Source organism: Streptomyces sp. NPDC104309 (assembly GCF_055584025.1).
The window spans coordinates 469,350-494,964 of record NZ_JBVJMV010000003.1; the positions used below are offsets into that span (position 1 = coordinate 469,350).

21 protein-coding genes are annotated in these 25,615 nt (G+C 71.9%); 3 read left to right on the top strand and 18 right to left on the bottom strand.

Features of this window, described 5'->3' with window-relative positions; all coding sequences use genetic code 11:
* Positions 1 to 40: 40 nt before the first annotated feature.
* A complete protein-coding gene (locus ACZ68L_RS06175; protein ID WP_469574519.1) occupies positions 41 to 745 on the top strand; it encodes a nucleotidyltransferase domain-containing protein in 705 nt (234 codons plus the stop codon).
* A gap of 161 nt (positions 746 to 906) precedes the next feature.
* Here the strand turns inward: ACZ68L_RS06175 and ACZ68L_RS06180 are convergent, their stop codons facing one another.
* The 14 genes from ACZ68L_RS06180 to ACZ68L_RS06245 form a co-directional block, all read right to left on the bottom strand.
* Positions 907 to 1,719 (bottom strand): nucleotidyltransferase domain-containing protein, encoded by an 813-nt coding sequence (locus ACZ68L_RS06180; RefSeq protein WP_469574521.1) that lies wholly within the window; start codon positions 1,717 to 1,719, stop codon positions 907 to 909.
* Positions 1,720 to 1,722: 3 nt separating this feature from the next.
* Positions 1,723 to 2,745, bottom strand: a complete 1,023-nt coding sequence (locus ACZ68L_RS06185; protein ID WP_469574522.1) for an ADP-ribosylglycohydrolase family protein — start codon at positions 2,743 to 2,745, stop codon at positions 1,723 to 1,725.
* Positions 2,742 to 3,476, bottom strand: a complete 735-nt coding sequence (locus ACZ68L_RS06190) for an NUDIX hydrolase (protein WP_469574524.1) — start codon at positions 3,474 to 3,476, stop codon at positions 2,742 to 2,744. The genes ACZ68L_RS06185 and ACZ68L_RS06190 overlap by 4 nt, the downstream gene beginning before the upstream one ends.
* Complete coding sequence (locus tag ACZ68L_RS06195) at positions 3,473 to 4,552, bottom strand: AAA family ATPase (RefSeq protein WP_469574526.1); 1,080 nt, start codon at positions 4,550 to 4,552, stop codon at positions 3,473 to 3,475. The genes ACZ68L_RS06190 and ACZ68L_RS06195 overlap by 4 nt, the downstream gene beginning before the upstream one ends.
* Positions 4,549 to 5,196 carry a nicotinamide riboside transporter PnuC gene (gene pnuC / locus ACZ68L_RS06200; RefSeq protein WP_469574527.1) on the bottom strand — a complete coding sequence of 216 codons (648 nt, stop codon included), beginning with the start codon at positions 5,194 to 5,196 and terminating at the stop codon, positions 4,549 to 4,551. Before pnuC ends, ACZ68L_RS06195 begins: the two co-directional genes overlap by 4 nt.
* A gap of 155 nt (positions 5,197 to 5,351) precedes the next feature.
* Positions 5,352 to 6,458: a pseudouridine synthase gene (locus ACZ68L_RS06205; protein WP_469574529.1), complete on the bottom strand. Its 1,107-nt coding sequence runs from the start codon at positions 6,456 to 6,458 to the stop codon at positions 5,352 to 5,354.
* The gene (gene scpB / locus ACZ68L_RS06210) at positions 6,458 to 7,105 is read right to left on the bottom strand and encodes an SMC-Scp complex subunit ScpB (RefSeq protein WP_469574530.1); all 648 of its coding nucleotides are present in this window, start codon (positions 7,103 to 7,105) and stop codon (positions 6,458 to 6,460) included. The genes ACZ68L_RS06205 and scpB overlap by 1 nt, the downstream gene beginning before the upstream one ends.
* On the bottom strand, positions 7,102 to 8,181 hold the full coding sequence (locus tag ACZ68L_RS06215; RefSeq protein WP_469574532.1) for a segregation and condensation protein A: 1,080 nt from the start codon (positions 8,179 to 8,181) through the stop codon (positions 7,102 to 7,104). The genes scpB and ACZ68L_RS06215 overlap by 4 nt, the downstream gene beginning before the upstream one ends.
* Before the next feature lie 110 nt (positions 8,182 to 8,291).
* Positions 8,292 to 8,909 carry a hypothetical protein gene (locus ACZ68L_RS06220; protein ID WP_469574584.1) on the bottom strand — a complete coding sequence of 206 codons (618 nt, stop codon included), beginning with the start codon at positions 8,907 to 8,909 and terminating at the stop codon, positions 8,292 to 8,294.
* On the bottom strand, positions 8,906 to 10,024 hold the full coding sequence (locus ACZ68L_RS06225) for a ParA family protein (protein WP_469574534.1): 1,119 nt from the start codon (positions 10,022 to 10,024) through the stop codon (positions 8,906 to 8,908). Before ACZ68L_RS06225 ends, ACZ68L_RS06220 begins: the two co-directional genes overlap by 4 nt.
* A 368-nt stretch (positions 10,025 to 10,392) precedes the next feature.
* Entirely contained in the window at positions 10,393 to 11,508 is a 1,116-nt protein-coding gene (gene ald / locus ACZ68L_RS06230; protein ID WP_469574585.1) for an alanine dehydrogenase, read from the bottom strand.
* Between the two features lie 143 nt (positions 11,509 to 11,651).
* Positions 11,652 to 13,715 (bottom strand): tetratricopeptide repeat protein, encoded by a 2,064-nt coding sequence (locus ACZ68L_RS06235; protein WP_469574536.1) that lies wholly within the window; start codon positions 13,713 to 13,715, stop codon positions 11,652 to 11,654.
* A 293-nt stretch (positions 13,716 to 14,008) separates the two neighbouring features.
* On the bottom strand, positions 14,009 to 14,635 hold the full coding sequence (locus ACZ68L_RS06240) for an NUDIX domain-containing protein (RefSeq protein ID WP_469574537.1): 627 nt from the start codon (positions 14,633 to 14,635) through the stop codon (positions 14,009 to 14,011).
* Positions 14,636 to 14,724: 89 nt separating this feature from the next.
* Positions 14,725 to 16,410, bottom strand: a complete 1,686-nt coding sequence (locus ACZ68L_RS06245; protein ID WP_469574539.1) for a CTP synthase — start codon at positions 16,408 to 16,410, stop codon at positions 14,725 to 14,727.
* Between the two features lie 407 nt (positions 16,411 to 16,817).
* Here ACZ68L_RS06245 and ACZ68L_RS06250 point away from each other — a divergent pair, with 407 nt between their 5' ends.
* Complete coding sequence (locus ACZ68L_RS06250) at positions 16,818 to 18,620, top strand: glycoside hydrolase family 15 protein (protein ID WP_469574541.1); 1,803 nt, start codon at positions 16,818 to 16,820, stop codon at positions 18,618 to 18,620.
* 163 nt (positions 18,621 to 18,783) lie between these two features.
* Here ACZ68L_RS06250 and ACZ68L_RS06255 read toward each other — a convergent pair whose 3' ends face one another.
* Positions 18,784 to 19,665 (bottom strand): sulfurtransferase, encoded by an 882-nt coding sequence (locus ACZ68L_RS06255; RefSeq protein ID WP_469574542.1) that lies wholly within the window; start codon positions 19,663 to 19,665, stop codon positions 18,784 to 18,786.
* A gap of 262 nt (positions 19,666 to 19,927) precedes the next feature.
* On the opposite strand from ACZ68L_RS06255, the gene ACZ68L_RS06260 reads away from it, so the two are divergent.
* Entirely contained in the window at positions 19,928 to 21,553 is a 1,626-nt protein-coding gene (locus ACZ68L_RS06260) for a PucR family transcriptional regulator (RefSeq protein ID WP_469574543.1), read from the top strand.
* Positions 21,554 to 21,677: 124 nt separating this feature from the next.
* On the opposite strand, the gene ACZ68L_RS06265 is transcribed toward ACZ68L_RS06260, so the two are convergent.
* The 3 genes from ACZ68L_RS06265 to recN all read right to left on the bottom strand — a co-directional run bounded on the left by ACZ68L_RS06265 (position 21,678) and on the right by recN (position 25,583).
* Complete coding sequence (locus ACZ68L_RS06265; protein WP_469574546.1) at positions 21,678 to 22,775, bottom strand: glycosyltransferase family 4 protein; 1,098 nt, start codon at positions 22,773 to 22,775, stop codon at positions 21,678 to 21,680.
* 185 nt (positions 22,776 to 22,960) lie between these two features.
* The gene (locus tag ACZ68L_RS06270) at positions 22,961 to 23,725 is read right to left on the bottom strand and encodes a hypothetical protein (RefSeq protein WP_469574547.1); all 765 of its coding nucleotides are present in this window, start codon (positions 23,723 to 23,725) and stop codon (positions 22,961 to 22,963) included.
* A 112-nt stretch (positions 23,726 to 23,837) separates the two neighbouring features.
* Complete coding sequence (gene recN / locus ACZ68L_RS06275) at positions 23,838 to 25,583, bottom strand: DNA repair protein RecN (protein ID WP_469574548.1); 1,746 nt, start codon at positions 25,581 to 25,583, stop codon at positions 23,838 to 23,840.
* Between the last annotated feature and the right edge of the window lie 32 nt (positions 25,584 to 25,615).

Sequence of the window (25,615 nt, forward strand, 5' to 3'; positions counted from 1 at the left end):
TTCCCCGGCAACCCCTTTTCGCCCACGTACCCTCGCGGGCATGACCACCCCTGCTCCCGAGGATCTCGTACGCGACCACACGGTCTACTCCTGTGTGATGGGCTCACGCGCCTTCGGGCTCGCCACGGACGACAGCGACACCGACCGGCGCGGTGTCTTCCTCGCGCCGACCCCGTTGTTCTGGCGGTTCGACAAGCCGCCGACGCATGTCGAAGGCCCGGCCCAGGAGCAGTTCTCCTGGGAGCTGGAGCGGTTCTGCGAGCTCGCCCTGCGCGCCAACCCCAATGTTCTGGAGTGCCTGCACTCGCCGCTGACGGAGCACGTTGACGCCGTCGGTCGTGAACTCCTATCCCTGCGGGCGGCGTTCCTGTCCCGGCTGGCCCATCGGACCTTCGTGCGGTACGCGTTGGGCCAGCGCAGGAAGCTGGAGGTGGACGTCCGGCAGTACGGGGCGCCGCGCTGGAAGCACGCCATGCATCTGCTGCGGCTGCTGGCGAGCGGCCGCGATCTGCTGCGCACGGGCGAGCTCACGATCGAGGTGGGTCCGGCCCGGGAAGAGCTGCTGGCGGTGAAGCGCGGCGAGGTGCCGTGGCCGGAGATCGAACGCCGCATGGACCGCCTCGCCGAGGAGAACGACGAGGCGGCGAAGTCCTCCCCGCTCCCCGCAGGTCCGGACCGGCCTCGCGTGGAGGACTTCCTGATCCGCACCCGCCGGGCGTCCGCGCTCGGGTCCGGGGAGAGCTGAACGGCCCGCCGTGTCGGCGGACGGGTATCCGTGGGCCCACGCGAACGGACCTCCGCAGGCCCCACGCGAACGGACCTCCGCAGGCCCCACGCGAACGGGTCTCCGCGGGCCCCACACCGAAGCCTGCGGCGGGAGCCCGCGTCTCGTGGACGAGCGCCGGGTCACGCCCGCCCGGCGTCCGAGGGCGAAGGCGCCCGCCCCCGCAACCGTGCACGCACCACGAGATCGTGCAGCCCGTCGAACCCGCCGGCCGCCTCGGGAAGCCCCGATCCCGCCTGTGCCTCGTCGAGCAGCCCGTGCAGCCTCTCGACGTCCCGGGACACCACCGTGCCGTCCGCACACCCCGCGGGCCCGTGCTCGGCCTCGGCCTTCGCGTCGATCAGCTCGGGCAGATACGCCGGAGCAGCCACCTCCCCGATGAGCGTCGGCAGATGTGCGCACACCTCACCGCTGCGCATCAGCTGGACACCGGTGAGCAGCGCCCGGAACGTGTACAGCAACGGCTTCAGTTCGCCGGACTTCTCGAAAAGCCGCCACTGGGTGCGGACGAATCCCCGGTAGTGGTGGGCGTGTCGCCGGGTGAGTACACCGGGCGCCAGGTCCACCAGTTCCGCGTGCAGGTCACTCGTGTGCACGACGAGCGGAGACAGCAGCTGCTCCAGCACGTAGCCGTTCGGCCTCAGCATCAGCTGGACGAACTTCCGCAGATCGTGGGTGACAAGGTCCATCTCGACCCCGACCCGGTCCCACATCCGCGAGCGCGTCTCCTCGGGCCGGCGCAGTCCGACGAGTTCCTCCGCGGGAAGGAGATGGACCCCCCGAAGGTCCACATCCGAGTCCCTGGACGGAAACCCGTACAGATGCGCCCCGGAGACCGTGGCGAACAGCAGCGGGTGGCGTTCCCCGGCGAGCACCGAGCCGAAGTCCGTGACCGGCAGCCCGGCCTCCTGGAGGCGCGTCGTTCCCGTACGCATGGATCAAGCGTCCCAGAGCGCCCCCAGCGAGAGCAGATCGCTCCGGTACTCGATCCGTTCCGCCCACTCCTTGGGCCAGGCCCCCGCCCCCAGGTGCGCACCGGCCAGCGCGCCGGTCAGACAGCCGAGGGAGTCCGAGTCGCCCCGGGTGCAGGCGGCCCGGCGCAGCGCGGTGACCGGTTCGTCGGGGAAGAGCAGGAAGCAGTGCAGGGCTGTGGCCAGGGCCTCCTCGGCGATCCAGCCGTCGCCGGTCGCCTCGCAGGGGTCGCTCTCCGGGGACGGGTCGCGCACGGCGTCCTGGACGCGGGCCAGGGCGGCAAGGCACTCGTCCCAGCCTCGCTGGATGTACAGCTCCGGCGAGGAGTCGCCCGCGTACCGCCAGAGGTCGCCGAGCCAGCGCGTGAGGTAGCGGCTGCTGTTCTCGTAGGCGTAACTGCGCAGCTGCCCGATCAGGCCCCCCGGCTCCGCCCCCTGTGCCAGCAGGTACACCGCTCGGGCCGTCAGATCGGACGCGGCGAGCGCCGTCGGGTGCCCATGGGTGAGGGCCGCCTGCAACTGGGCCGCGCCGGAGCGCTGTTCGTCGCTCAGCCCCGGCACGAGTCCGATCGGCGCGACCCGCATGTTGGCGCCGCAGCCCTTGGACCCGGTCTGGCTGGCCTCCTGCCAGAGCCGGTCGCTGTCGAGCAGGCGGCAGGCGGTCATGCAGGTGCGGCCGGGGGCACGGTTGTTGTCGGGCGAGTGGTACCAGTCGACGAACTCCTCACGGACCGGGCGGGTCAGCCGCAGCGGGGTGAGCGGTCCTCGGTCCATGGCGGTCCGGATGCCCCGCCCCAGGGCCAGCGTCATCTGGGTGTCGTCGGTGACGATCGCCGGCTTCGGCAGCCGCATCTGGCGCCACGGCCCGCACTTGGCGAGGATCGACGGCACGTTGTTGAACTCCGTCGGGAAGCCCAGTGCATCGCCGAGCGCGAGCCCGGTCAGTGCGCCGGTGGCGGCCTGTTTGGTGAGGGTCCTGGTCACGATCACGTGGTTCGTCCTTCCGGTCTCAGGAGTGGAGGGTGCAGGGCGGTGGCGGCGCCCGCCCGGTAGAGAGCGGCCGGCTTCCCCCGTCCGCCGGTGCGGCGCGGTGGTCCCTCCATGGCCTGGACGAAGCCGGGTGTGGTGAGGACCTTGCGCCGGAAGTTGGGCCGGTCCAGCTCGACTCCCCAGACCGTCTCGTACACCTGCTGGAGCTCTCCCAGGGTGAATTCGGGCGGGCAGAAGGCGGTGGCCAGGCAGCTGTATTCGAGTCTGGCGCCGATCCGGTCGTGTGCGTCGGCGAGGATGTGGTCGTGGTCGAAGGCGAGCGGGCCGGGATTTCGGGCGTCCCACCACTGGGCGCTGGCGGCGTCTCCGCCACCGCGGGGCTCGGGCAGGTCGGGTACGAGTGCGGCGTAGGCGACGGAAACGACCCGCATCCTCGGATCGCGGTCCGGCGCGCTGTAGGTGCGCAGCTGTTCCAGGTGGAGGGCCAGGACGGTGCCCTCGGTGAGGCCGGTCTCCTCGGCGAGTTCCCGGCGGGCGGCGTCCTCGGCCGACTCGCGGGGCAGGACGAAGCCGCCGGGCAGTGCCCAGTGGCCCTTGTAGGGATCCTCGCCCCGTTCGACGAGCAGGACGTGCAGCCGGGTGTCGCGGACCGTGAAGACGGCGAGGTCGACGGTGACCGCGAAGGGTTCGAAGGCGTACGGGTCGTAGCCTGCGGGGGCACCGGCGCTCATCGGTGCTCCGGGAGGGGGGCGGCGAAGTTCCAGCCGGCGGCGAGCAGGGTGTCGACAGCGGTGACGGCGGTGGCCAGGCGTTCCTCATGGGCCCCGGCGAGCTCGATGAACTCTCTTCCGGTACGGGTGAGTTCGGCCCGGAACCGATCGGTCATCCAGGGCCGCAGCTCCTCGCCGTCACGCAGCCCGTCGTCCTCGAAGGCGACCCCCTCGTGGTCGGTGAGCAGCCACAGATGGTGGGCGACGCGGTCGGCGGTCTCCTCGACGAGCGGGTTGCGCCCGCCGACGTACCGCTCGTGCCAGACGGTGGTGGCGAAGGAGTCGGTGTCACAGAAGAGCACCGGCGACCCGGTGCGCGCGGCCGCCTCCTCCTTGGAGTTCTGCGTCTCGGCGATCAGCGGGAAGTCGTCGGTGGTGAAGGCGACGTCCTCCCACTGGGCACCGGGCCACCGGGCGCGCAGCGCGGCCAGCTTCTGTTCGCTGAACTCCCGTCCGTACTCGGCGACGCAACCGGTCTGCGCCCAGACACCGCCGCGCCGCCGGTAGTGGTCGGCGAGGGCGCGGGCCATCGTCGTGGTGCCGGTGGATTCCGCGCCGAGGACGACGATCCGGCGGGTGAGCGCGGCCCGTACGGGCGGTTCGAGGAAGTCCCAGCAGCCGACCGGGTCCTTGCGGACGGCGGTGCCGGAGACCGGGAAGACCGTACGGTCGAGGTCGACACAGACGGACTCGGCACCGAACCTGCGGGCCAGTTCGTCCCCGTACGACTCCGAGGTGAAGACGGCGTCCACCGGTTCGGGCACGGCCTCGGTGAAGACGGCCATGTGCGCGTCCCAGATCGCCGGGTCGTGGAGGTCCATGCGGATGTCGTCGACGGCCCCCACGACCTGTGCGTCCGGGTGCACCTCCCGCATCCAGGCCACCCGGTCGGCGAGCGGTACGGATTCGACGGAGGCGGCACACACCAGGACGGTCAGCCGCTCGCAGCGGTCCTGCGCGGTGCGGACGAGGTGGTGGTGGCCGGCGTGCGGCGGGTAGAACTTGCCGAGGACGAGCCCGTGCGCGAAGCGCTTCACGCCATCACCTCCACGGGCCGCCGCACGGCGAGATCACGCCGCCAGTTGCGCAGGCCGATCAGGCACAGCGCCAGGAAGCCGACGTACAGCAGGGAGGTCAGATAGAGCTCCTTGTACGCGTACAGCGGGATGTACACCACATCGGCGGCGATCCAGAGCCACCACGACTCGACGAGCTTCCTGCACTGCCCGTACGTCGCCGTCAGGGACAACGCGGTCGTCAGGGCGTCCCAGAAGGGCACGGTCGAGTCGGTGGCGTGGTCCAGCAGGACGGTGAGGGCGAGGGCCCCCACCACCCCTGCCGCGAGCAGCCAGGTCCATTCGGTGCGCGAGGTGCGCCGCACCGGCAGGTCCGGCGTCCCTGGTCCACCCCCGTGGGTCCAGGTCCACCAGCCGTACGCGGCAAGGGCGATGAAGACGATCTGGAGTCCGGCGTCGGCGTACAGGCCGGACTGGGTGAACAGCAGGATGAAGAAGAGGTTGTTGGCGATGCCGATCGGCCAGTTGGCGAGATGCTGGCGGGCCACGAGCCACACGCACAACGCCCCGCTGCCGAAGCCGAGCACCTCGGTCCAGCCGACCGGGGTGTCGAGGACCGTCACCAGGGGCTGCTGCAGAGGATCGAGGACATCCGCGAGACTCACTCCCGTCTCCTTAATAGTCATCCTGACTATAAAGGCGGAACGGTCGCAGCAAAAGGCCCGCGGCCGATTCCTGTTCGAAAATCGAAAGCAGGAACCGGCCGCGGGCCGTGGAGCGGACGGAGCCGGGCCGACCGGGCAGGAGCGTCCGGGCGCTCCTACAGACCGACCTCGCGCATCAGCATGCCGACCTCGGTGTTGGTGAGCCGACGCAGCCAGCCGGACTTCTGGTCGCCCAGCGGGATCGGCCCGAAGGACGTCCGTACGAGCCGCTCGACCGGGAAGCCGGCCTCGGCCAGCATCCGGCGGACGATGTGCTTGCGACCCTCGTGGAGGGTCACCTCGACCAGGTAGTTCTTGCCGGTGTTCTCGACGACCCGGAAGTGGTCGGCGCGGGCGTAGCCGTCCTCCAGCTCGATGCCGTCCTTGAGCCGCTTGCCCAGGTCGCGCGGGAGCGGCCCCTGGATGGCGGCCAGGTAGGTCTTCTTCACCCCGTACTTGGGGTGGGTCAGGCGGTGGGCCAGCTCGCCGTGGTTGGTGAGCATGATGATGCCCTCGGTCTCGGTGTCCAGCCGGCCGACGTGGAAGAGCCGCGTCTCACGGTTGGTGACGTAGTCGCCGAGGCACTGACGGCCGTCCGGGTCCTCCATGGAGGAGACGACACCGGCGGGCTTGTTCAGCGCGAAGAAGAGATACGACTGCGCGGCGACGGTCAGACCGTCGACCTTGATCTCGTCCTTGTGCACATCCACGCGCATGCCCTGCTCGACGACGATCTCGCCGTTGACCTCGACGCGGGCCTGCTCGATCAGCTCCTCGCACGCGCGGCGCGAGCCCATGCCGGCCCGCGCGAGGACCTTCTGCAGCCGCTCGCCCTCCTCCTCGGCGCCCGGGAAGGTCTTGGGCGTCCTGATGTCGGGCTTGTTCGCGTACCTGTCCCGGTTGCGCTGCTCGATCTTGGCGTCGAGCTCACGCGGCCGGGACGGGGCGCCCTGGCGACGCGGGCCGCCGCTCCGTCCGCTACCGGCCTGCGCGGGCTTCGGACCGCCCTTGGCGCCGCCGCGGGCCGCGGCGCCGCGGCCCTTGCGGGGACCGTCGCCGCTCGTCTCCCCGGTGGAGCCCACGTCGTAGCGACGCTCCTCGGGCCGGGGCCGGCGGGGACGCTGCTCCTGCTTGCCGTCGCGCTCGGCGCCGGCACCCCGGGGATTCCGGTTGCCGCCGCTCCTGCCGCTGCCGCTTCCGCTGTTCCTGCCACTGCTTCGCATCAAAATTCCGTCTTGTCGTCTGCGTGAGTATCCGGGGTGTCCGGTGCGTCCGGATCGAACGACGGCACACCCTCTGGCGTCTCGGCCTCGATCGCGTCCGCCTCGGGGAGGAAGGGCGCGAGCTCCGGGAGCTCATCCAGGCCACGCAGGCCCATCCGCTCCAGAAAGTAGTTCGTCGTCCTGTACAGGATCGCACCTGTTTCGGGTTCCGCGCCCGCTTCCTCGACGAGGCCCCGCTGAAGGAGGGTCCGCATGACCCCGTCACAGTTCACACCGCGGACCGCGGAGACCCTCGACCGGCTGACCGGCTGGCGGTACGCGACCACCGCGAGGGTCTCCAGCGCCGCCTGCGTGAGACGGGCCTGCTGGCCGTCCAGGACGAAGCCCTCGACGGCCGCCGCGTACTCGGGGCGGGTGTAGAAGCGCCAGCCGCCCGCGACCAGCCGCAGGTCGAACCCGCGGCGCTGCACGGTGTACTCGTCGGCCAGCTCGCGCAGCGCGTCGGCGACGGCCCTGCGGGGCCGTTCCAGCACCTTGGCGAGGTGTTCCTCGGTGGCGGGCTCGTCGACGACCATGAGGACGGCCTCCAGCGCGGGCTTGAGATCGAGATCCGCGACGTCGGAACCCGTGGTGTCCTGCTGACTCATGCCTTCCCATCCTCCTGGTCGTCCTGCGCCTCGGTCACCTCGGTGTCGAACTCGTCCGTCACGACGGGCTCGGCCCCCGCTCCCCCGGCCCAGCGCACCAGGAGCTCCCCGAGCGCCTCGTCCTGGTCCAGCGCGACGGCCTTCTCCCGGTACAACTCCAGCAGCGCGAGGAAGCGGGCGACGACGGTGAGGGTGTCCGGGGCGTCCTCGGTGAGCACCCGGAAGCTGATCTCCCCGGCCTCGCGCAGCCGCGCCACCACGGTCTCGGCCTGTTCCCGCACACTGACCAGCGGCGCGTGGATGTGGTCGACGTACACCTGCGGCTCGGGCTTCGGCTGCATCGCCCGCACGGCCAGTCCGGCGAACTTCTCCGCCCCGATCCTGATGACGACCTCGGGCAGCAGCTCGGCGTGGTGCGGCTCCAGGCCCACGGTCCGCGGGAAGCGCCGCCCCTCCGACTCCAGCCGGTCGCTGAAGATCTCCGCGACGCGTTTGTACGCACGGTACTGGAGCAGCCGGGCGAAGAGCAGGTCGCGCGCTTCGAGCAGGGCCAGATCGGCCTCGTCCTCCACCTCCGCCGCGGGCAGCAGGCGGGCGGCCTTCAGGTCGAGCAGGGTGGCGGCGACGACGAGGAACTCGGTGGTCTGATCCAGGTCCCAGTCCGGCCCCATGGCGCGGATGTGGGCCATGAACTCGTCGGTGACCTTGGACAGCGCGACTTCGGTCACATCCAGCTTGTGCTTGGAGATGAGCTGCAGCAGCAGATCGAACGGCCCCTCGAAGTTCGCCAGCCGAACGGTGAACCGCCCGTCGTCGGCGGGCCCGGGGGACGGGCCCGGTGTCGCCGCCGCGACGGGCTCGGGAGGAGGTACGGGTTCCGGTGACCCGGCAGGCCCGGCCGTCGCCGCATCCGTCACCGGCGGGTCCGGGGACGCCTCACCGGTGCCGGGAAGCTGCGCGGCGGCGGATTCACCGCCGCCACCCCCGATCACCGCCGGTGCCGGAGCAGGCCGCCTGCCCGGACCTCGGCCCAAGGGGCGGCGAGGGGTACGGGCGGGCTCGTCGTTCGTCGGCATCAGGATCCAGGGGCAGAGCGGGACACGGGCGGCGGGCCGTGGCCCGTACGGGAGGGCCGGACCGCTCGTCCGGCAGTCGCCCACCGGGCAGGCTACCGGCGCCCCGCCCGTCAGCGGCCGCGCAGCCGCCGTACGAGGATGCTCGCGTCGCCCCGCGACTCCAGGTCCGCGAGAACCACCGCGACCGCCTCGCGGACGATCCGTCCGCGGTCGACAGCGAGCCCGTGCTCCCCGCGCAGCACGAGACGCGCGTGTTCGAGGTCCATCAGTTCCTCGGCGGAGACATAGACGGTGATCTTCTCGTCGTGGCGCTCACGGCCGCTGGGCCGCCGGTTCGCCCCGCGCCCGCCGCCCCGCCTGCGCTGCTGCTGGACGGTGGGGGCGGGCACCGCCTCCTGTGCGGACGACGGCGCCGACGACTGCGTGGACGGCGAGGATTGCTGAGGTCTGCGCCCCGGCTGCCCCGCCGGCGCGACCCGGTCGCCGCCGCGGCTGCGCGATTCCCCCGCGTCGGCGTCCGCCGCGGAGTGCTCCTCCCGCGCGGCGGCAGCGGTGCCGGTCTCCGTCGTACCCGCGGCCGGGCCGTCGGCCCCGGTGTCGCTCTCACCGGCCGGACCGGGCACCCGGGCCTCGCCGTTCGCCTTGCGCCGCCGGTCCGCGGGGGACGAGGCCTGCAGACCCATCCCTCCGGTGGTACGGAACAGTTCGTCGGCCCCGGGCAGACTCACTCGGCGTGACACCGGGCGAGCACCTCCCTGGCGAGCTGGCGATAGGCGGCGGCACCGACCGAGTTGGAGGCGTACGTGGTGATGGGCTCACCCGCGACCGTGGTCTCCGGGAAACGCACGGTGCGCCCGATGACCGTGTGGTAGACGTGGTCGTCGAAGGCCTCGACGACGCGCGCGAGGACCTCGCGGCTGTGCACCGTACGGGAGTCGTACATGGTGGCGAGGATGCCGTCGAGCTCCAGATCCGGGTTGAGCCTCTCCTGGACCTTCTCGATGGTCTCGGTGAGCAGGGCCACGCCGCGCAGCGCGAAGAACTCGCATTCGAGCGGCACTATGACCTTGTGGGCCGCCGTCAGGGCGTTCACGGTGAGCAGGCCCAGCGACGGCTGACAGTCGATCACAATGTAGTCGTAGTCGGCCATCAGCGGCTTCAGGGCGCGCTGCAGCGTGGACTCCCGGGCCACCTCGCTCACCAGCTGCACCTCCGCAGCCGACAGGTCGATGTTGCTGGGCAGCAGGTCCATGTTCGGGACCGCGGTCTTCAGCAGGACCTCGTCGGCCGACATGCCCCGCTCCATGAGCAGGTTGTAGACCGTGAGGTCGAGCTCCATCGGGTTGACGCCGAGCCCGACCGACAGGGCTCCCTGCGGGTCGAAGTCGACGAGCAGGACGCGGCGTCCGTACTCCGCGAGTGCGGCACCCAGGTTGATGGTCGACGTGGTCTTGCCGACGCCGCCCTTCTGGTTGCACATCGCGATGATCTTCGCGGGACCGTGATCGGTCAGCGGACCCGGGATCGGGAAGTAGGGCAGGGGCCGACCGGTCGGGCCGATCCGCTCGCGGCGCTGTCGGGCAGCGTCGGGCGCGAGGGTGGCCGCGTACTCCGGATCGGGCTCGTACTCGGCGTCGGGGTCGTAGAAGTGCCCCTGGGGCACCTCGTCGAAGTCGGCGAAGTGGGCGGTGTCTCGGCCACTCTCGTTGCCGGCCATGGCGTTCACGTGTAGGCCGTCCATCATCTGGGGGGCTGTCGTCATGTGCTGGTGGGTGGCGAAGGTGCGGACAGCGACGGAGCCGACAGCCTCCAGCCCGATCGGGCTCTGGCCCCGCGCAGGCATCCCTGGTTGAACACCCCCGGGAGTAAATGTCGACTCATTCACAAGTCGTCTTACCTCCTTGGACGTGACCAGGAAACTTATCGATAGGTCAGCGTGGCACCATGCCGACGATTGGCGACTCTATGGCGTGTCACCGCTCCGCAGCAACACAATCCGCCGGACCCGGCCCGATGTGTCGGCAATCGAACACCTCCCTGTCAAGGGCACGCAGCCACCGGCGCACACTTTTCACGGGTGCGCGAATCGGTTGAAGGGTTACGTTCGAGACGAGTTGTACGGGAACCCGCAGGGGCCCGACACGCGTCCGGCCGGACCTTGCTCGGCAAGGTCCGGCCGGACGCGTGAGGTTGACGGGAGATGTTGACCGGTCAGCCGAGGAGCGAGCTCAGCTCGACGTGCTGCAGGCCGTGCGCCTCGGCCACCTCGCGGTAAACGACCTGTCCGTCATGGGTGTTGAGACCCTTGGCCAGCGCGGCGTCACGGCGCAGCGCCTCGACCCAGCCACGGTTGGCGAGCTCCACGATGTACGGCAGCGTGGCGTTGGTGAGGGCGTACGTGGAGGTGTTCGGCACCGCGCCGGGCATGTTCGCGACGCAGTAGAAGACCGAGTTGTGCACCATGAAGGTCGGCTCGGCGTGGGTCGTCGGGTGGGAGTCCTCGAAGCAACCGCCCTGATCGATTGCAATGTCGACAAGTACACTTCCGGGCTTCATCTTGGCGACGAGCTCGTTGGTGACGAGCTTCGGGGCCTTCGCACCCGGGATGAGCACGGCACCGACGACGAGGTCGGCCTCGACGACGGCCTTCTCCAGCTCGAAGGCGTTGGAGACGACCGTCTGCACCCTGGTGCCGAAGATCTTGTCGGCCTCGCGCAGCTTGTTGATGTCCTTGTCGAGCAGCGTGACGTGGAAGCCGAGGCCGACGGCGATCTGCGTGGCGTTCCAGCCCGAGACACCGCCGCCGATAACGACGGCCTTGCCGGCCGCCGTGCCGGGAACCCCGCCCGGCAGCACACCGCGGCCGCCGGCCGAGCGCATCAGGTGGTAGGCGCCGACCTGGGGGGCCAGCCGGCCCGCGACCTCGGACATCGGGGCGAGCAGCGGCAGCGCGCGGTTCGCGGACTCGACCGTCTCGTACGCGATGGCCGTGGTGCCCGACTCCAGCAGCGCGTCCGTGCACTCGCGCGAGGCGGCGAGGTGCAGGTAGGTGAAGAGCGTCTGGCCCTTGCGGAGGCGGTGGTACTCCTCGGCGACCGGCTCCTTGACCTTGAGCAGCAGGTCGGCGGTGGCCCAGACCTCGTCGGCGGTGGCGAGTATCTGCGCTCCGGCGGCGACGTACTCCTGGTCCGTGATGGAGGAGCCGGCCCCGGCGTTCTCCTCGACGACGACCTGATGGCCGTGGCGGACGAGCTCGTTCACACCGGCAGGCGTGATCGCCACGCGGAACTCGTTGTTCTTGACTTCGCGGGGGATGCCGACCTTCACGTCGATCACGGTCCTTGGCTCAGAGGGTTACCCGGGCATAGCTACACATACCCGGATAGACACTGCGTAAATGGAGACACCGCGAACACACGCGGTAGAGCCAGTTTAATGAAGGACTTCTCACTGTCTAGCCTTACAAAGCATTATTTTTCAGTGATCACACTACGGATTTCGTAGGTTGCACCCTCCTCGCCCAGCAATCTGTCGGCCAGACCCCGGTGCAGCCGGGCCGCGGCCGGGTCGCCGAGCCGGTCGAGCGTGTCGGCCAGCCGCAGCTCCAGCGCCGCCTGCAGCCGTACGTCCCCGGCCTGCATGGCCCACTGAACGGCCTCCTGGCAGGTGTGCAGCGATTCGCGCGGGCGGCCCGCGTACTCCTGCACCCGGGCGGCCTCGCTCAGCGCCCGCGCCTGGGCCGGGACATCACCGAGCCTGCGGTACCCGGCGGCGGCGGCCCGCCAGTTCCGCAGCGCCTCGCCGTACCGCCCGGCATAGGTGTGGACGGCACCGAGCCGCCCGTACAGCCGCGCCTCGTCGGCCCGCTCGCCCTGGGTGAGCCGCTGCGCCAGCGCCCGGCCGTACCAGTCGGAGGCCCGCTGGAAGTCCCCCAGCTCGGCGTAGGCGCCGCCTACGGATTCCATCGCGCGGCCGGTGGCGTACGGATCCCTCGCGGCCCGTCCGGCGTCCAGCGCGGCGCGGTAGCGGGCCAGCGCCTCCCGCGTACGGCCGGTCCTGACATCGAGGTCGGCGAGGTTGAGCAGTGCGGCGGCCCGCTCGCGCGGCAGCTCGCGCCGCTCGGCGACGGCCAGGACCAGACCGTGCAGTCCGTACAGCTCGGGCGCGGCGGCCTCGGTGCCCTGATGCACGGCCAGCGCCCGCACCAGAGCCGCCACCAACCTCCTTGCCAGAGTGTCGAGTTCACCGTCCTCGACGGCGATCCTGGCCGAGGCCAGCAGCGCGGGCCGGCGGAGCCGCAGCCATGCGGCGGCCGCGTCGGGACCGGGGAAGCGCAGCGAGCGCGGCAGTCCGGCGAGCTTGCGGCGGGCGGGGGAGCCCTCGGGGTCGGTGACCGCCCGGCAGGACTGCAACAGCCGGACGGTGCGCTCCAGCATCCGGGCCCTGGCGAGCTGGATCTCCGTCGGCCGGTCCCTGGCCTCCAGGAGCGCCCGCAGCAACGGGGCGAGGCAGCCGGGCACCTCGTACTGCGGCTCATCCGCCCCGTCGGTACGCAGCAGTCCCAGGGCCACGAAGTCGTCGAGGGTCGTCCGGGCGGCCGAGACGGAGCAGCCGGCCAGCGCGGAGGCGGTCTGCGCGTCGGCGAGCCCTGCGGGAGCGAGGGCGAGCAGCCGCAGTATCCGGGCGGCGGTCGTCGGCAGGGAGTCGTGGACCAGCCGGAAGGCGCGGGCCAGCGGGCGGACACCGGTGGACTGCTCCGGCTCGTCCGGCAGTTCCCGCAGCTGTTTGGTGACATCGGCGACCGAGGCCATGGGACGGGCGGCGAGCCAGCCTCCGACCATCACCAGGGCCGCCGGCAGTCCACCGCACTCCTCGGCCAGGCTCTCGGCGGTCCGCGGGTCGACGGTGATCCTGACCTGGCCGATGACGCGGGCCAGCAGCCGGACCGCGGAGCCCGCGTCCAGACCGCCGAGGGTGCAGGGGCGGACGCCCGGGATGCCCGTCAGCGGGCCTTCGGCGGTGGCGACGACCAGGCAGTCGGGATTGTCCGGCAGCAGTGGGTCGACCTGTTCCGCGTCCACGGCGTCGTCGAGGAGCAGCAGGGCGCGGCGTCCGGCGAGCGCCTCGCGCACCAGCTCGGAGAGTTCGTCCCCGTCCGCGCCGGGCGGCCCCGTCACGCCCAGCTGGTCGAGCAGCTCCCGCGCGGTGCGCTCGGTGGGGACCGGCGCGCCGCCGGGATCGGTGAGCCGGGCCCTCAGCATTCCGTCCGCGTAGTCGTCGGTGGAGAGCAGTCGGCGGGTGAGTTCGCCGGCGAGCGCGGTGCGTCCGGAACCGGGGCGTCCGGCGATCAGCAGGACCCGGGCGCGGGCGGCCTTGCGACCGGCCAGGGTGTCCAGTCCGGCCCGCTCGATGTCGGCCCGCAGCGCCTTCAACTCACGTTCCCGGCCGAAGAATTGGGGTGGGGCGGTGCCGGACGGCTCCTCGGTTCCCGCTGCCTCGACCGGGCCGCTGGTGTGCACCGCCTGATCCGTCACGAGCCACGCTCCACTTCGCTGCACGCATCGCCCGCCGGGACTCCGGTCAGGGCATTCCGAGCGTAGTTCAGGCGTATGGACGAATTCCGTGGAGCATGGCGCAGAGGTCCCCCGATCGGATCAGCATCTTTTCCGATCGGAGGAGGTCGACGAACCGTTCAGCGGTCCGCCGAGCCGCCCGAGCAGGCTGCCGGTCGGACCACCGGGCCCCGGACGGCGCCCCGCAGACCACCCGGCCCCCGCACGACCCGGCCCCGTCGGACGGCCGGGCCCCGAACGGTCCTCGCGAATCGTCAGACCTCGAACGGGCGGGCCGGCCACGGCGCCTCGGCCGGACGCAGGGACTCGATTCCGTCACCGGCGCGCACCGCGGCGAGCGAGAGGACGCCCACCACGAGGCAGCTGTTGTGCAGATCCCCGGCGAGCACCCCGCGCACCAGCTCCTGGAGCGGCACCCGGGCCAGTTCCATGTCGGCCTCCTCCTCGGAGACCTCGTAGCGCTCCCCGTCGGCCTCGGAGAGATTCCGGGCCAGGAAGATCCGGACGGCTTCGTCGCAGCCGCCCGGTGTGGTGTAGACGTCCGTCAGCACCCGCCAGTCCTCGGCCTTGGCGTACGCCTCCTCGTAGAGCTCGCGCTGCGCCGCGTGCAGCGGGTTCTCACCGGGGATGTCGAGCAGTCCGGCCGGGATCTCCCAGAGCTTGTGGCGCACCGGGTGGCGGTACTGCCGCAGCACGAGGACCCGGTCCTCCTCGTCGATCGCGAGCACGGCGACCGACCCCGGGTGGACCTGGTAGTCGCGGCGTACGACCGTGCGGTCGGGCATCACCACTTCATCGGTGCGGACGCTGGTCTTGTTGCCGATGAAGGGCGTCTTGGTCGCGGTGACCTGCCACTCCTCGGGCGTGTCCTGGAAACCCATCTGCGTCCTCCCACGAAGAACAGGAACCGGGGCACGCATCCACAGTGGATCCGTACCCCGGTCAACGTTAACGCCTGCGTACCGCCGGACTACTTGCCCGACGCGGCGGTCTGCCCGGCCCCGGCGGCGGCGCCCGTCCTGCGCTCGACGGCGGCCTTCACCAGGCCCGCGAAGAGCGGGTGCGGGCGGGTCGGGCGGGAGCGGAGCTCCGGGTGCGCCTGGGTGGCGACCAGGTAGGGGTGGATCTCGCGCGGGTACTCGACGTACTCGACGAGCTTGTTGTCCGGGGAGGTGCCGGAGAAGACCAGACCGGCCTTCTTCTCCAGCTCGGCCCGGTAGGCGTTGTTGACCTCGTAGCGGTGGCGGTGACGCTCCTCCACGTACGGCTGGTCGTCGTACGCCTCACGGACCAGCGAGCCCTCGGCGAGCTTCGCCGGGTACAGGCCGAGCCGCATGGTGCCGCCGAGGTCGCCCGCGCCCTCGACGTACGCGAGCTGCTCCTCCATCGTCGAGATGACGGGGTGGGAGGTGGCGGCGTCGAACTCGGTGGAGTTGGCGTCGGGGATCTCGGCGAGGTTGCGCGCCGCCTCGATCACGATGCACTGGAGGCCGAGGCAGAGGCCGAGCAGCGGCACCTTGTTCTCACGGGCGTACTGGATGGCGCCGATCTTGCCGTTGACACCGCGGTCGCCGAAGCCGCCCGGGACGCAGATCGCGTCCACGTCGGAGAGCTGCCTGGCGGCGCCGGCCGGGGTCTTGCAGTCGTCGGAGGCGACCCACTTGACCTTGACCCGGGCCTTGTTCGCGAAGCCGCCGGCCCGGATGGCCTCGGTGACCGAGAGATAGGCGTCGGGCAGGTCGATGTACTTGCCGACGAGCGCGACGGTGACCTCGTGGTCGGGGTTGTGGACGCGGTCCAGCAGGTCGTCCCAGGTGGTCCAGTCGACGTCGCGGAACGGCAGGTCGAGCTTGCGCACGACGTAGGCGTCCAGGCCCTCGGTGTGCAGCACCTTGGGGATGTCGTAGATCGACTTGGCGTCCACGCAGGCCACCACGGCGGCCTCGTCGACGTCGCACATCAGCGAGATCTTGCGCTTGATGGCGGTCGGCACGTCACGGTCGGCGCGGAGCACGATGGCGTCGGGCTGGATGCCGATGTTGCGCAGCGCGGCGACGGAGTGCTGGGTCGGCTTGGTCTTGAGCTCGCCGGACGGGCCGATGTAGGGCAGCAGCGAGATGTGCACGACGAAGACGTTGTCCCGGCCGACCTCGTGGCGGACCTGGCGGACGGTCTCCAGGAACGGCAGCGACTCGATGTCACCGACCGTGCCGCCGACCTCGGTGATAACGACGTCGACGTCGTCGGTGGCCATGCGGCGGATGCGGTGCTTGATCTCGTTGGTGATGTGCGGGATGACCTGCACGGTGTCACCGAGGTACTCGCCGCGCCGCTCCTTGGCGATCACCTGGGAGTAGACCTGCCCGGTGGTGACGTTGGCGGAGCCGTCGAGGTCGACGTCGAGGAAGCGCTCGTAATGGCCGATGTCCAGGTCGGTCTCGGCGCCGTCGTTGGTGACGAACACCTCACCGTGCTGGAACGGGTTCATCGTGCCCGGGTCGACGTTCAGGTAGGGGTCGAGCTTCTGCATGGTGACCCGGAGTCCGCGCGCCTTGAGCAGGGCGCCGAGGCTGGAGGCAGTCAGACCCTTGCCGAGGGAAGAGGCGACACCCCCGGTGACGAAGATGTGCTTGGTCGTCGTGGATGTGGGCTGCATAGCCAAAGGGGGCTCCCGTGGTCGCGATCGTGAGGTGCGTACCGGCGTTGCCGTCCGGTCGTTCCGGAGGTGCCGTCGCTGCGGGTTCGGGGGCCTCGTCCGCTCTTGCGGACGACCACCGGTCCACGGGCTACCAGGGTATCAGCGACCCGGGGAGGCTGCTTCCGGCCACACCCCGCCCACTCACCACACAAGATCATCTCAAGCCCCTCACGCCCCACCCGTTCGGCGCAGACTCGTTGATGAGACGGGCGCGCAGATCACCCGGGTGCGTCGTATCCTGCTCGGACACTCGCTGCGGGCGAGGTTCCGAGCACGCAGGTTCCCCCACAACAACCCCTTGCGACGACCTCTTGACCCGCAGTAATGCCCTACGGGGTGACAAGGCCGTTCGACTGGAGATGCACGTGGCCGGGCGCATCGAGGATTACGCACTTATCGGAGACATGCAGACCGCCGCCCTGGTCTGCCGGGACGGCACAGTCGACTGGCTGTGCCTTCCCCGCTTCGATTCGCATGCCGTTTTTGCGGGACTTCTGGGTACTGAGGAGCACGGCTTCTGGCGCCTGGGACCAGCGCGGGAGGAGGGGGCCGAGCCGCCCTCCGCCGACCGCCGTCGCTACCGCGGGGATTCCCTGATCCTGGAATCGGAATGGGACACCCCGCGTGGAACGGTCCGAGTGACCGATTTCATGCCGCCGCGTGACGGTGCCCCGCAGGTGATCCGGATCGTGGAGGGAATCAGTGGCCGGGTGCCGATGCGCTCCGAGCTGCGCATGCGGTTCAGCTACGGGCGGGTCACGCCGTGGGTGCACAAGGTCGACGGCCGTACGGTCGCCGTCGCCGGCCCGGACTCCGTCTGGCTGGACACCCCCGCCGACACCTTCGGCGAGAACCTGACGACGTACTCCGATTTCACGGTCGCGCCGGGTGACCGGATCGCGTTCACGATCAGCTGGCAGCCCTCGCACCACGAGCCGCCGGGCCTGCCGGACCCGGAGGGTTCGCTGGACGCGACCGCGGACTTCTGGCGTGAATGGGTCGAACAGTGCACCTACCACGGGCCCTACCGCGAGGCCGTGGTCCGCTCCCTGATCACCCTCAAGGCCCTGACGTACGCGCCGACCGGCGGCATCGTCGCCGCGCCGACCACGTCGCTGCCCGAGGACATCGGCGGCTCCCGGAACTGGGACTACCGCTACACCTGGCTGCGCGACGCCGCGATCACCCTCTCCTCCCTGCTGCGCACCGGATACCGCGAGGAGGCCCGCGCCTGGCGGGAGTGGCTGCTGCGGGCGGTCGCCGGGGACCCGGAGAACCTGCAGATCATGTACGGCATCGCGGGCGAGCGCGAGCTGGGCGAGGCCGAGCTGGACTGGCTGCCCGGTTACGAGAACTCCGGCCCGGTCCGGGTCGGCAACGGCGCCGCGGGCCAGCTCCAGCTGGACGTGTACGGCGAGGTCACCGAGGCGCTGCATCTGGCCCACATGACGGGCCTGACCCGCAACGACTACGCCACGGGCCTCCAGCTCAAGCTGATCGAGTACCTGGAGAAGCACTGGGACGAGCCGGACGAGGGCATCTGGGAGGTGCGCGGCCCGCGCCGCCACTTCGTCCACTCCAAGGTGATGGCCTGGGTCGCCGTCGACCGCACCATCAAGCTGATCGAGTCCGGTGACGCGGAGGGACCCCTGGAACGGTGGCGCGCGCTGCGTGACGAAATCCACCGCGATGTCTGCGACCGGGGCTACGACAAGGAACGCAACACCTTCACGCAGTCCTACGGATCGCAGGAGCTGGACGCCTCCCTCCTGCTGATCCCCCAGATGGGATTCCTGCCGCCCGACGACAAGCGCGTGATCGGCACGATCGAGGCGATCCAGCGCGAGCTGTCCACCGAGGACGGCTTCGTGCTGCGCTACCCCACCAAGGGCGAGGACGCCGGCGTCGACGGTCTGGAGGGCGACGAGGGCGCGTTCCTGGCCTGCTCGTTCTGGCTGGCCGACGACCTGGCGATGATCGGCCGGGTCGACGAGGCACGCCAGCTCTTCGAGCGGCTGCTGTCCCTGCGCAACGATCTGGGGCTGCTCGCGGAGGAGTGGGATTCCCGTCTGCAGCGCCAGGTGGGGAACTTCCCGCAGGCGTTCAGCCACGTGCCGCTGATCGACACGGCGCTGCGCCTGACGGCGAGCGGAGCGTACGTCGGCTGACCTCGGGAAGGGGGCGGGCATCGCGCGAGCGGTGTCCGCCCCCCTTGCGTTCGGGCGGGCATCGCACGAGCGGTGTCCGCCCCCCTTGCGTTCGCCTCCGTTCGCCGGCAGGACCTGCCCTGCTCCGGTTCCGGGTGCGCCCAAAGGGGTGCGGCGAGCCCTGTCAGCGCGGCTGCCCGGCGCTCTCCGCCCCGGTCACGACGGGCAGCTCCGAAGGCCGCCCCCATTCGCTCCAGGACCCGTCGTACACGGCCGGCTCGCGGTACCCGGCCAGCTCCGCCCCGAGCGTCAGCACGCAGGCGGTGACGCCCGATCCGCAGCTGAAGAACAGCCGTTGCCGGTCCCCGGCGAGGGCGGCGAACACGGCGCGCAGCTCCTCCGCCGGGCGCATCCGGCCGTCGCGCTGGAGCTCGCCGAAGGGCAGATTGACCGCCCCCGGCATGTGGCCGGCGCGCAGTCCCGGCCGTGGCTCGGCGACCACGCCGGAGTACCGCTCCCCGGAGCGGGCGTCGAAGACCACCGCTGCGGGGTCGGCCAGGGCCGCCACCACCTCGTCGCTGCCCACGATCCGTCCCGCGCGCGGCCGGGCCGTGAAGTCGCCGCGCTCCACGGCAGGCGCGGACCGGGCGCTCTCCAGCGGCAGCCCGGCCTCCGCCCAGGCGGGCAGGCCGCCGTCGAGCACCGCGGCCCGGTCGAAGTCCATCGCGCGCAGCATCCACCAGGCACGCGGGCTGGAGTAGATGCCCGCCCCGTCGTAGACGACGACGGTGTCGGTGTCGTGGACGCCGAGGGAGCGCAGCTCCTCGGTGAACCGGCGGGCGTCGGGCATCGTGTGGGGCAGTGGTCCGGAGTGGTCGGACAGTGCCCCGTCGATGTCGAAGGGCCGCGCTCCCGGGATCCGCCGCCCGGAGCCCCGGTGCGCGCCCACGGAAGCGTCCAGGACCACCAGTCCCGGCTCGCCCAGCCGCGGCGCGAGCCAGTCGGCCCCGACCAGCGGGCCGGGAAGGTCCTCCCGGCCTGCGTACGCCGATACGTCGTCGCCCACGTCTGCTCCAGGTCCAGGTCCGGGTAGGAGAGCCACGCGGCCCGTACCGCGCGGCGGTCACAAGATCGCAGCGGCCCCGACCCGTGTCAACCGTGATTCCATGTCCCCGGGCAGGCCGAAAGCGGCAGATCAGGACCGCCGCTCCCGGTCGGCGAACTCCCCCGGCACCTCCCCGACCGCGCCTCCCTCGCCCGGGGCCGGTACCGTCCTGAATCAGGACGACCCCCCGTCCGACCCGAATGGAAACGCGAGGCCAGAGCCAGTGGAGACGCAAGGCGGAATCACCGTGCAGCGAGCCCTTGAGCTGCCGGGGCTGCGCAGCGGACTCCCGGAGGTGGTGGCCGGTGCGGACCGGCTGAACCGTACGGTGCGCTGGGTGCACGCGGGCGAGGTCCCGAACATCGCTTCGCTGCTCAAGGGCGGTGAGCTGCTGCTCACCACCGGACTGGGGCTCGGCACCCGACCCGCGGAGCAGCGCGCCTTCGTCCGCAGGCTCGCCGACCGCGGGATCGCCGCCCTGGTGGTGGAGCTCGGCCCGCGCTTCAGCAGACTGCCCGCATCGATCGTGGACGCCGCCCGCGCGGCCGGCCTGCCGCTGGTGCAGTTGCACCGCGAGGTGCCGTTCGTGACGGTGACCGAGGAGATACACACCGAGATCGTCAACGGCCACTACGCCCTGCTGCGGCAGGCCGAAGACGTGCACCGCAGGTGTACGGAGGCGCTCCTCGGCGGTGGCGGGGTGCCTCAGGTGCTGGGCATCCTGGCGGACTTCGCGGCCAACCCGGTCTTCCTGGAGACGGCGGACGGCCAACTGCTGTACGCGGCCGGCCCCGGGTCCGGCCCGGTGTCCGCCGATCCGCTCCAGGTGTGGGACGGAATGCGCGGCGGCCGGGCGGCCCGCGAGGCGCCGCCCACGGGTTCGGTGCTGGTGGACGTGCCGGGCGGCGGCCCGGGAACCGGTTCGGTACGGGCCAGGCTGGTGCTGCTGGCCGTGTCCGCACCGCTGGTGACGGTGCACCGGATGGCGGCGGAACGGGCGGCGGGGATCCTCGCCGTCGTGCTGATGCAGGCCCGTCAGGAGGAGGAGCTCGCGGCGCGTGGCCGGGGCGACTTCCTGACGGATCTCGCGGAGGGCCGGATCACTCCGGAGGACGCCCCGGCACAGGCCCGCGTGCTGGGCTTCAAACCGGGCGGGACGCCGCTGCTGCCGGTGGTGATGCGGCTGGCCCCCGAGCTGTCCGTGTCGGGGAACTGGGCGCTGCTGGCGCGGGCCGTGCTGGAGGAGCTCTCGTCGGTGGGCGTGCCGGTGCTGCTCGGCGTACGGCCCGTGGAAGGCCGGGTTCCGGTGTTGCTGGGGCTGCGGTCCGAGACGGAGCGCACGGCGGTCGCGGACCGGGTCGCGGCGGCGTTGCGGGCCGGTGTGGAACGCGCCGGTCTGGAGCGGGCCGGATCGCATCCGCCGGTCGTGGTGGTGGGCGTGGCCGGCGGCTGGGCCGCGGCCGGTGCCGGGCTGCGGCACGCCGCGGAGACGGCGACGGCCGCGCAGGGGCTCAGCGACCGGCCCTGGTACGACGCCCGGCGGCTGGACATCGATCTGCTGCTCTGGCGGCTGCGGGACCACCCGGATCTGGCCGCGTTCGTGGACCGGGCGATCGGCCCGCTGCGCGACCACGACCGCAGCTCGCGCCCTCCGCTGCTGCCGACGCTGGAGACGTACCTGGCCCACGCGGGCCGCAAGGCGGAGACGGCACGCGAACTCCATCTGAACCGGCAGACGTTGTACAACCGGCTGGCCCGCATCGGCGAGCTGCTCGGCACCGACCTCGACGACCCCCAGGCGGTCCTGGCCCTGAGCCTGGCACTCCGGGCCCGGCGCCACACGTCGTAGCCCCTGGCCCGCCGCCACACGTCGTAGCCCCGTGGCCCGGCACCACACCGTCGCAACCCCGTGGCCCGGCACCACACCGTCGCAACCCCATGGCCCGGACCGTAGGAGCGCGGCAGGGGAACGCTCACCGCGTCCGGGCCACCGCCAGCGGCTGCGTCAACTCGTCGTAGACGGCGAGGACTTGCGCGATCGTGTCGTCCTCCGTCGGCCAGTCGGCGGCCTGCGCGCGCCCCGCGGCCACCAACTGCTCACGCCGCTCCGGATCACCGAGCAGCCTGACGACCGCCCGCGCGAGCGCCTCCGCGTTGCCGCACGGCACCAGCTCCGCCCCGTCGCCGACGAGTTCGGGTACGCCTCCGACCGCGGTGGCGACCAGCGGGACGCCGAGCCTCAGCGCCCCCTGGGCCAGCACCGAGCGCGCCTCCCACCGGCTGGACAGCACGGCCAGATCGGCGACGGCGAGCAGTTCCGCGATGTCGTCACGGCTGCCGATGAGCCGGACGGGCAGCTCCTCGTCCCTGATCCGGCGCTGCAGGGCCGCCCGTTCCCGCCCCTCCCCCGCGATGACCAGCAGCGGTGCGGGGTCGAGCCGGCGCCACATCCGTGCGGCGTCGAGCAGCGTGTCGTACCCGTGGTGCGGCACGAGACTTCCGTGCGACACGATCAACGGACGTTCCGTCACGCCGAGTTCGGCCCGCACCTTGCCCTCGTGGACGACTGCGGGCAGCGGCGGCACGGGGGCCGAGACCGGCGAGAGCCGGGCGTCACGCGCTCCTCGGCGCCGCGCCCGGTCGACCAGGTCCGATGTCGTGCCGAGCACAACTGCCGCCGCACGGGCGGCTCTTCGCTCCATCAGATGCAGCAGTCGACTGCGGGCGCCTTCGGCATGCGCGCGGGCGTGCCAGGTGACCACCAGCGGGACGCGTCGGCCGCCGAGCGCGAGAGCGGCCCGTACTGCGGCGTGCAGACCGTGCGCGTGGACCACGTCCGCGGTCAGGCACGCGGTACGCAGCGCGGCGACGGCGGTGGGGTCACTGCGTCGCGGTACGGGGGCGAAGTCGGCTCCCGCACCGGAGAAGTCGTAGGCGTGGTCCAGTTCGGCCGGGGCGCAGACGGTGACGCGCACGCCTCTCGCCACCAGCCCCGCGGTGAGCGAGCTGACGTGGGCACTGCTGCCCGCGCTGCCGCCGCCCAGGACTTGGACCGTACGCAGCTGTGACACGTTGAATGGCTCCCGGGGCTCCCGAGTCGGCGGTGATGGCACGCCAAGGATGCCAGTCCGTACGCACGTTCCGGCACATTCGGGCCACTGTCCCGCTGCATACAACAGCAACCGGTCGCGACCTACCACTCGTACAGGTGAGACCGTGGCGCAATGTTGACGCGCCCGTGTCCCGGCCTCCTCCCTCAGCGATCCCACAGCACCCGGACGAGCCGGCTGACCCGGTCCCCGTGGACCGTCGCCACGACGAGCCCCACGGTGTGAGCGACGAGACAGGCCCGGCCGCGGCCTGCGGCGACGGCGACGCCGAGCGCGGCGCCCAGGGCATGCGCCCCGGTGTCCCCGATCATGGTGCGCTCCCCCAGGTCGTCGGCGCCGAGGGCCGCCGCGGCGCCCATCGGCGCGACGGCGAGCGCGGGCCCCGGCAGCCCCGGGGCCCCGAGTGCGAGCACGGTGGCGGCGGCAGCGGCGGGCCGTACGTCCGTCAGATTGACGAGGTGCGCGGTCGCGGCGATCACGACCCCGGCGAGGATCCGGTCGACGGGACGTTCCTTGAGCAGCGCGCCGGCCGCGAGCCCGGCGGTCCCGATCCCGAGAAGTTTCACCGCGCCGCTGGTCACCTCGCCGCCCCACAGCGCGCCCAGGTGGGCCCGGAACCCGCGGCGCGGATCGTCCGCACCGACGTGGTCGTCGTAGGCACCGCAGCCGCCGGCCGCGAGCACGGCGAGCGCGGCGGCGCACTTGGGGCGGGCAGGCAGCGGGAGGACGGCTGTTCCGGCCACGGCTCCGAGGGCGACGGCCGGGCCCGCGTACAGATCGACGGTACGGCCCGCGTAGTTGGTGCGCTGCCAGCGCCGGCGCGGCCGGGCCCGGAGCACCCGGTAGACACCCCCCGCGACGGCGGCGGCGACCGCACCGGACACCACGGCCCTGCTGCATGCTGCCCCCATACGGGCCAGGTTACGCAGCGGCCCGCCGGAGCCGTCCGACGGCCGTCCGGTACGCGAACCGCCGGGCGCCCCGGAAGGCGAGGACGCCCGGCGACCGGCCGCGAAGCCCCGGCTACCCGTCCGCCCGCGCCGCCGCCAGCAGCTCCTCCGCATGGGCCCGCGCCGTCTGCGAGTCCTCCTGCCCGGCGAGCATCCGGGACAGCTCCCGTACCCGGTCCTCGCCCTCCAGGACCGTGACCCCACTGCTGGTCACCGACCCGTCGACGGTCTTCTCGACCAGCAGCTGCCGGTCGGCGAAGGCCGCCACCTGCGGCAGGTGCGTGACGACGACGACCTGGGCGGACCTGGCGAGCTTCGCCAGCCGCCGCCCGACCTCCACGGCGGCCTTGCCGCCGACGCCCGCGTCCACCTCGTCGAAGAGGTACGTGGGGACGGGGTCGGAGCCGGCGAAGACCACCTCGACGGCGAGCATCACCCGGGACAGCTCACCGCCCGACGCGCCCTTGGCGATCGGCCGCGGCTGGGCTCCCGGGTGCGGGGCCAGCAGGAGCTCGACCTCGTCGGCGCCGGACGGACCGTAGACCACGCTCCGCCCACCGACCTCGATGCCGGAGGCCTCGTCGGCCGCCTCGGTCTGCCGGATGTCGAAGGAGACCCGGGCGTGCGGCATCGCGAGGGAGGCCAGCTCCGCAGTGACCGCCTCGGCGAAGCGCTCGGCCGCCCCCGTACGTGCATCGGTCAACGCCTGTCCGAGGCCCGAGAGTTCGGCCCGCAGCGCGTCGCGCTCCGCCGTCAGTTCGCCGATGCGGTCGTCGTCGCCCTCCAGCTCGGTGAGCCGGGCGGCGCCTTCCTGGGCCCAGGCGAGCACGGCGGTGATGTCCTCGCCGTACTTGCGGGTGAGCCCCGTGAGCGCGGCGCGCCGCTCCTCCACCGCCGCGAGCCGCAGCGGATCGGCGTCCAGCTGGTCGGCGTACCCGGCCAGTTCACCCCCCACGTCGGCGAGCAGGATCGAGATCTCGCCGATCCGGTCGGCGAGCGCGGCCAGCGCCGGATCGTGGGCCCGCACGGCGTCCAGGGACCGCCCGGCGGCCGCGACCACGGTCGTCGCGTCGACGCCCTCCGGGTCCTCCGGATTGCCCGCGAGCGCGGTGTGCGCGAGGGCCGCCGCGGAGGCGAGGGCTTCGGCGTGACCGAGCCGTTCGGCCTCGGCGGCCAGGTCACCGTCCTCGCCCGCCAACGGTTCGACCCCGGCGATCTCGCCCAGCCCGAAACGCAGCAGATCCGCTTCCTGGGCGCGTTCGCGGGCGCGCGTCGTCAGCTCGTCGAGCTCCGTGACGACGGCCCGCAGCCGCTGGTACGCCGTCGCGTACTCGGCGTGCGGCACGGCGACGCCGTCGCCCGCGTACCGGTCCAGGGCCTGTCGCTGCCGCGCGGGCTTGAGCAGCCCCTGCTGGTCGGTCTGGCCGTGCACGGCGACGAGTTCGTCGGCCAGTTCGGCGAGCACCCCCACCGGCACCGATCTCCCGCCGAGATGCGCCCGGGAGCGCCCCTCCGCGGAGACGGTACGGCTGATCAACAGCGCGCCGTCGTCGAATTCGGCCCCGGCCTCCTCGGCCCGCAGGGCCACGGCCTCGCCCTCGGACACCGTGATCCGTCCCTCGACGACGGCGGCCTTGGCCCCGATCCGTACGAGGGCGGGGTCGGCACGCCCGCCGAGCAACAGCGCCAGGCTGGTGACGACCATGGTCTTGCCCGCGCCGGTCTCACCCGTCACCGCGGTGAAACCGGGTGACAGCTCGACCACCGCGTCGTCGATGACTCCGAGCGACCGTATCCGCATCTCCTCCAACACGGACATGACCTTACGAGGTCCGGGCCGCGATGTGCGAC

Bases quoted from the DNA above. Each gene is read 5' to 3' on its own strand.
- ACZ68L_RS06215 (WP_469574532.1), bottom strand. From the start codon at position 8,181: ATGCCGACGAACGACGAGCCCGCCCGTACCCCTCGCCGCCCCTTGGGC.
- ACZ68L_RS06240 (WP_469574537.1), bottom strand. From the start codon at position 14,635: ATGGGTTTCCAGGACACGCCCGAGGAGTGGCAGGTCACCGCGACCAAG.
- recN (WP_469574548.1), bottom strand. From the start codon at position 25,583: ATGTCCGTGTTGGAGGAGATGCGGATACGGTCGCTCGGAGTCATCGAC.
- ACZ68L_RS06270 (WP_469574547.1), bottom strand. From the start codon at position 23,725: ATGGGGGCAGCATGCAGCAGGGCCGTGGTGTCCGGTGCGGTCGCCGCC.
- ACZ68L_RS06175 (WP_469574519.1), top strand. From the start codon at position 41: ATGACCACCCCTGCTCCCGAGGATCTCGTACGCGACCACACGGTCTAC.
- ACZ68L_RS06225 (WP_469574534.1), bottom strand. From the start codon at position 10,024: ATGCCTGCGCGGGGCCAGAGCCCGATCGGGCTGGAGGCTGTCGGCTCC.
- ACZ68L_RS06180 (WP_469574521.1), bottom strand. From the start codon at position 1,719: ATGCGTACGGGAACGACGCGCCTCCAGGAGGCCGGGCTGCCGGTCACG.
- ACZ68L_RS06205 (WP_469574529.1), bottom strand. From the start codon at position 6,458: ATGCGAAGCAGTGGCAGGAACAGCGGAAGCGGCAGCGGCAGGAGCGGC.
- scpB (WP_469574530.1), bottom strand. From the start codon at position 7,105: ATGAGTCAGCAGGACACCACGGGTTCCGACGTCGCGGATCTCGATCTC.
- ACZ68L_RS06190 (WP_469574524.1), bottom strand. From the start codon at position 3,476: ATGAGCGCCGGTGCCCCCGCAGGCTACGACCCGTACGCCTTCGAACCC.
- ACZ68L_RS06245 (WP_469574539.1), bottom strand. From the start codon at position 16,410: ATGCAGCCCACATCCACGACGACCAAGCACATCTTCGTCACCGGGGGT.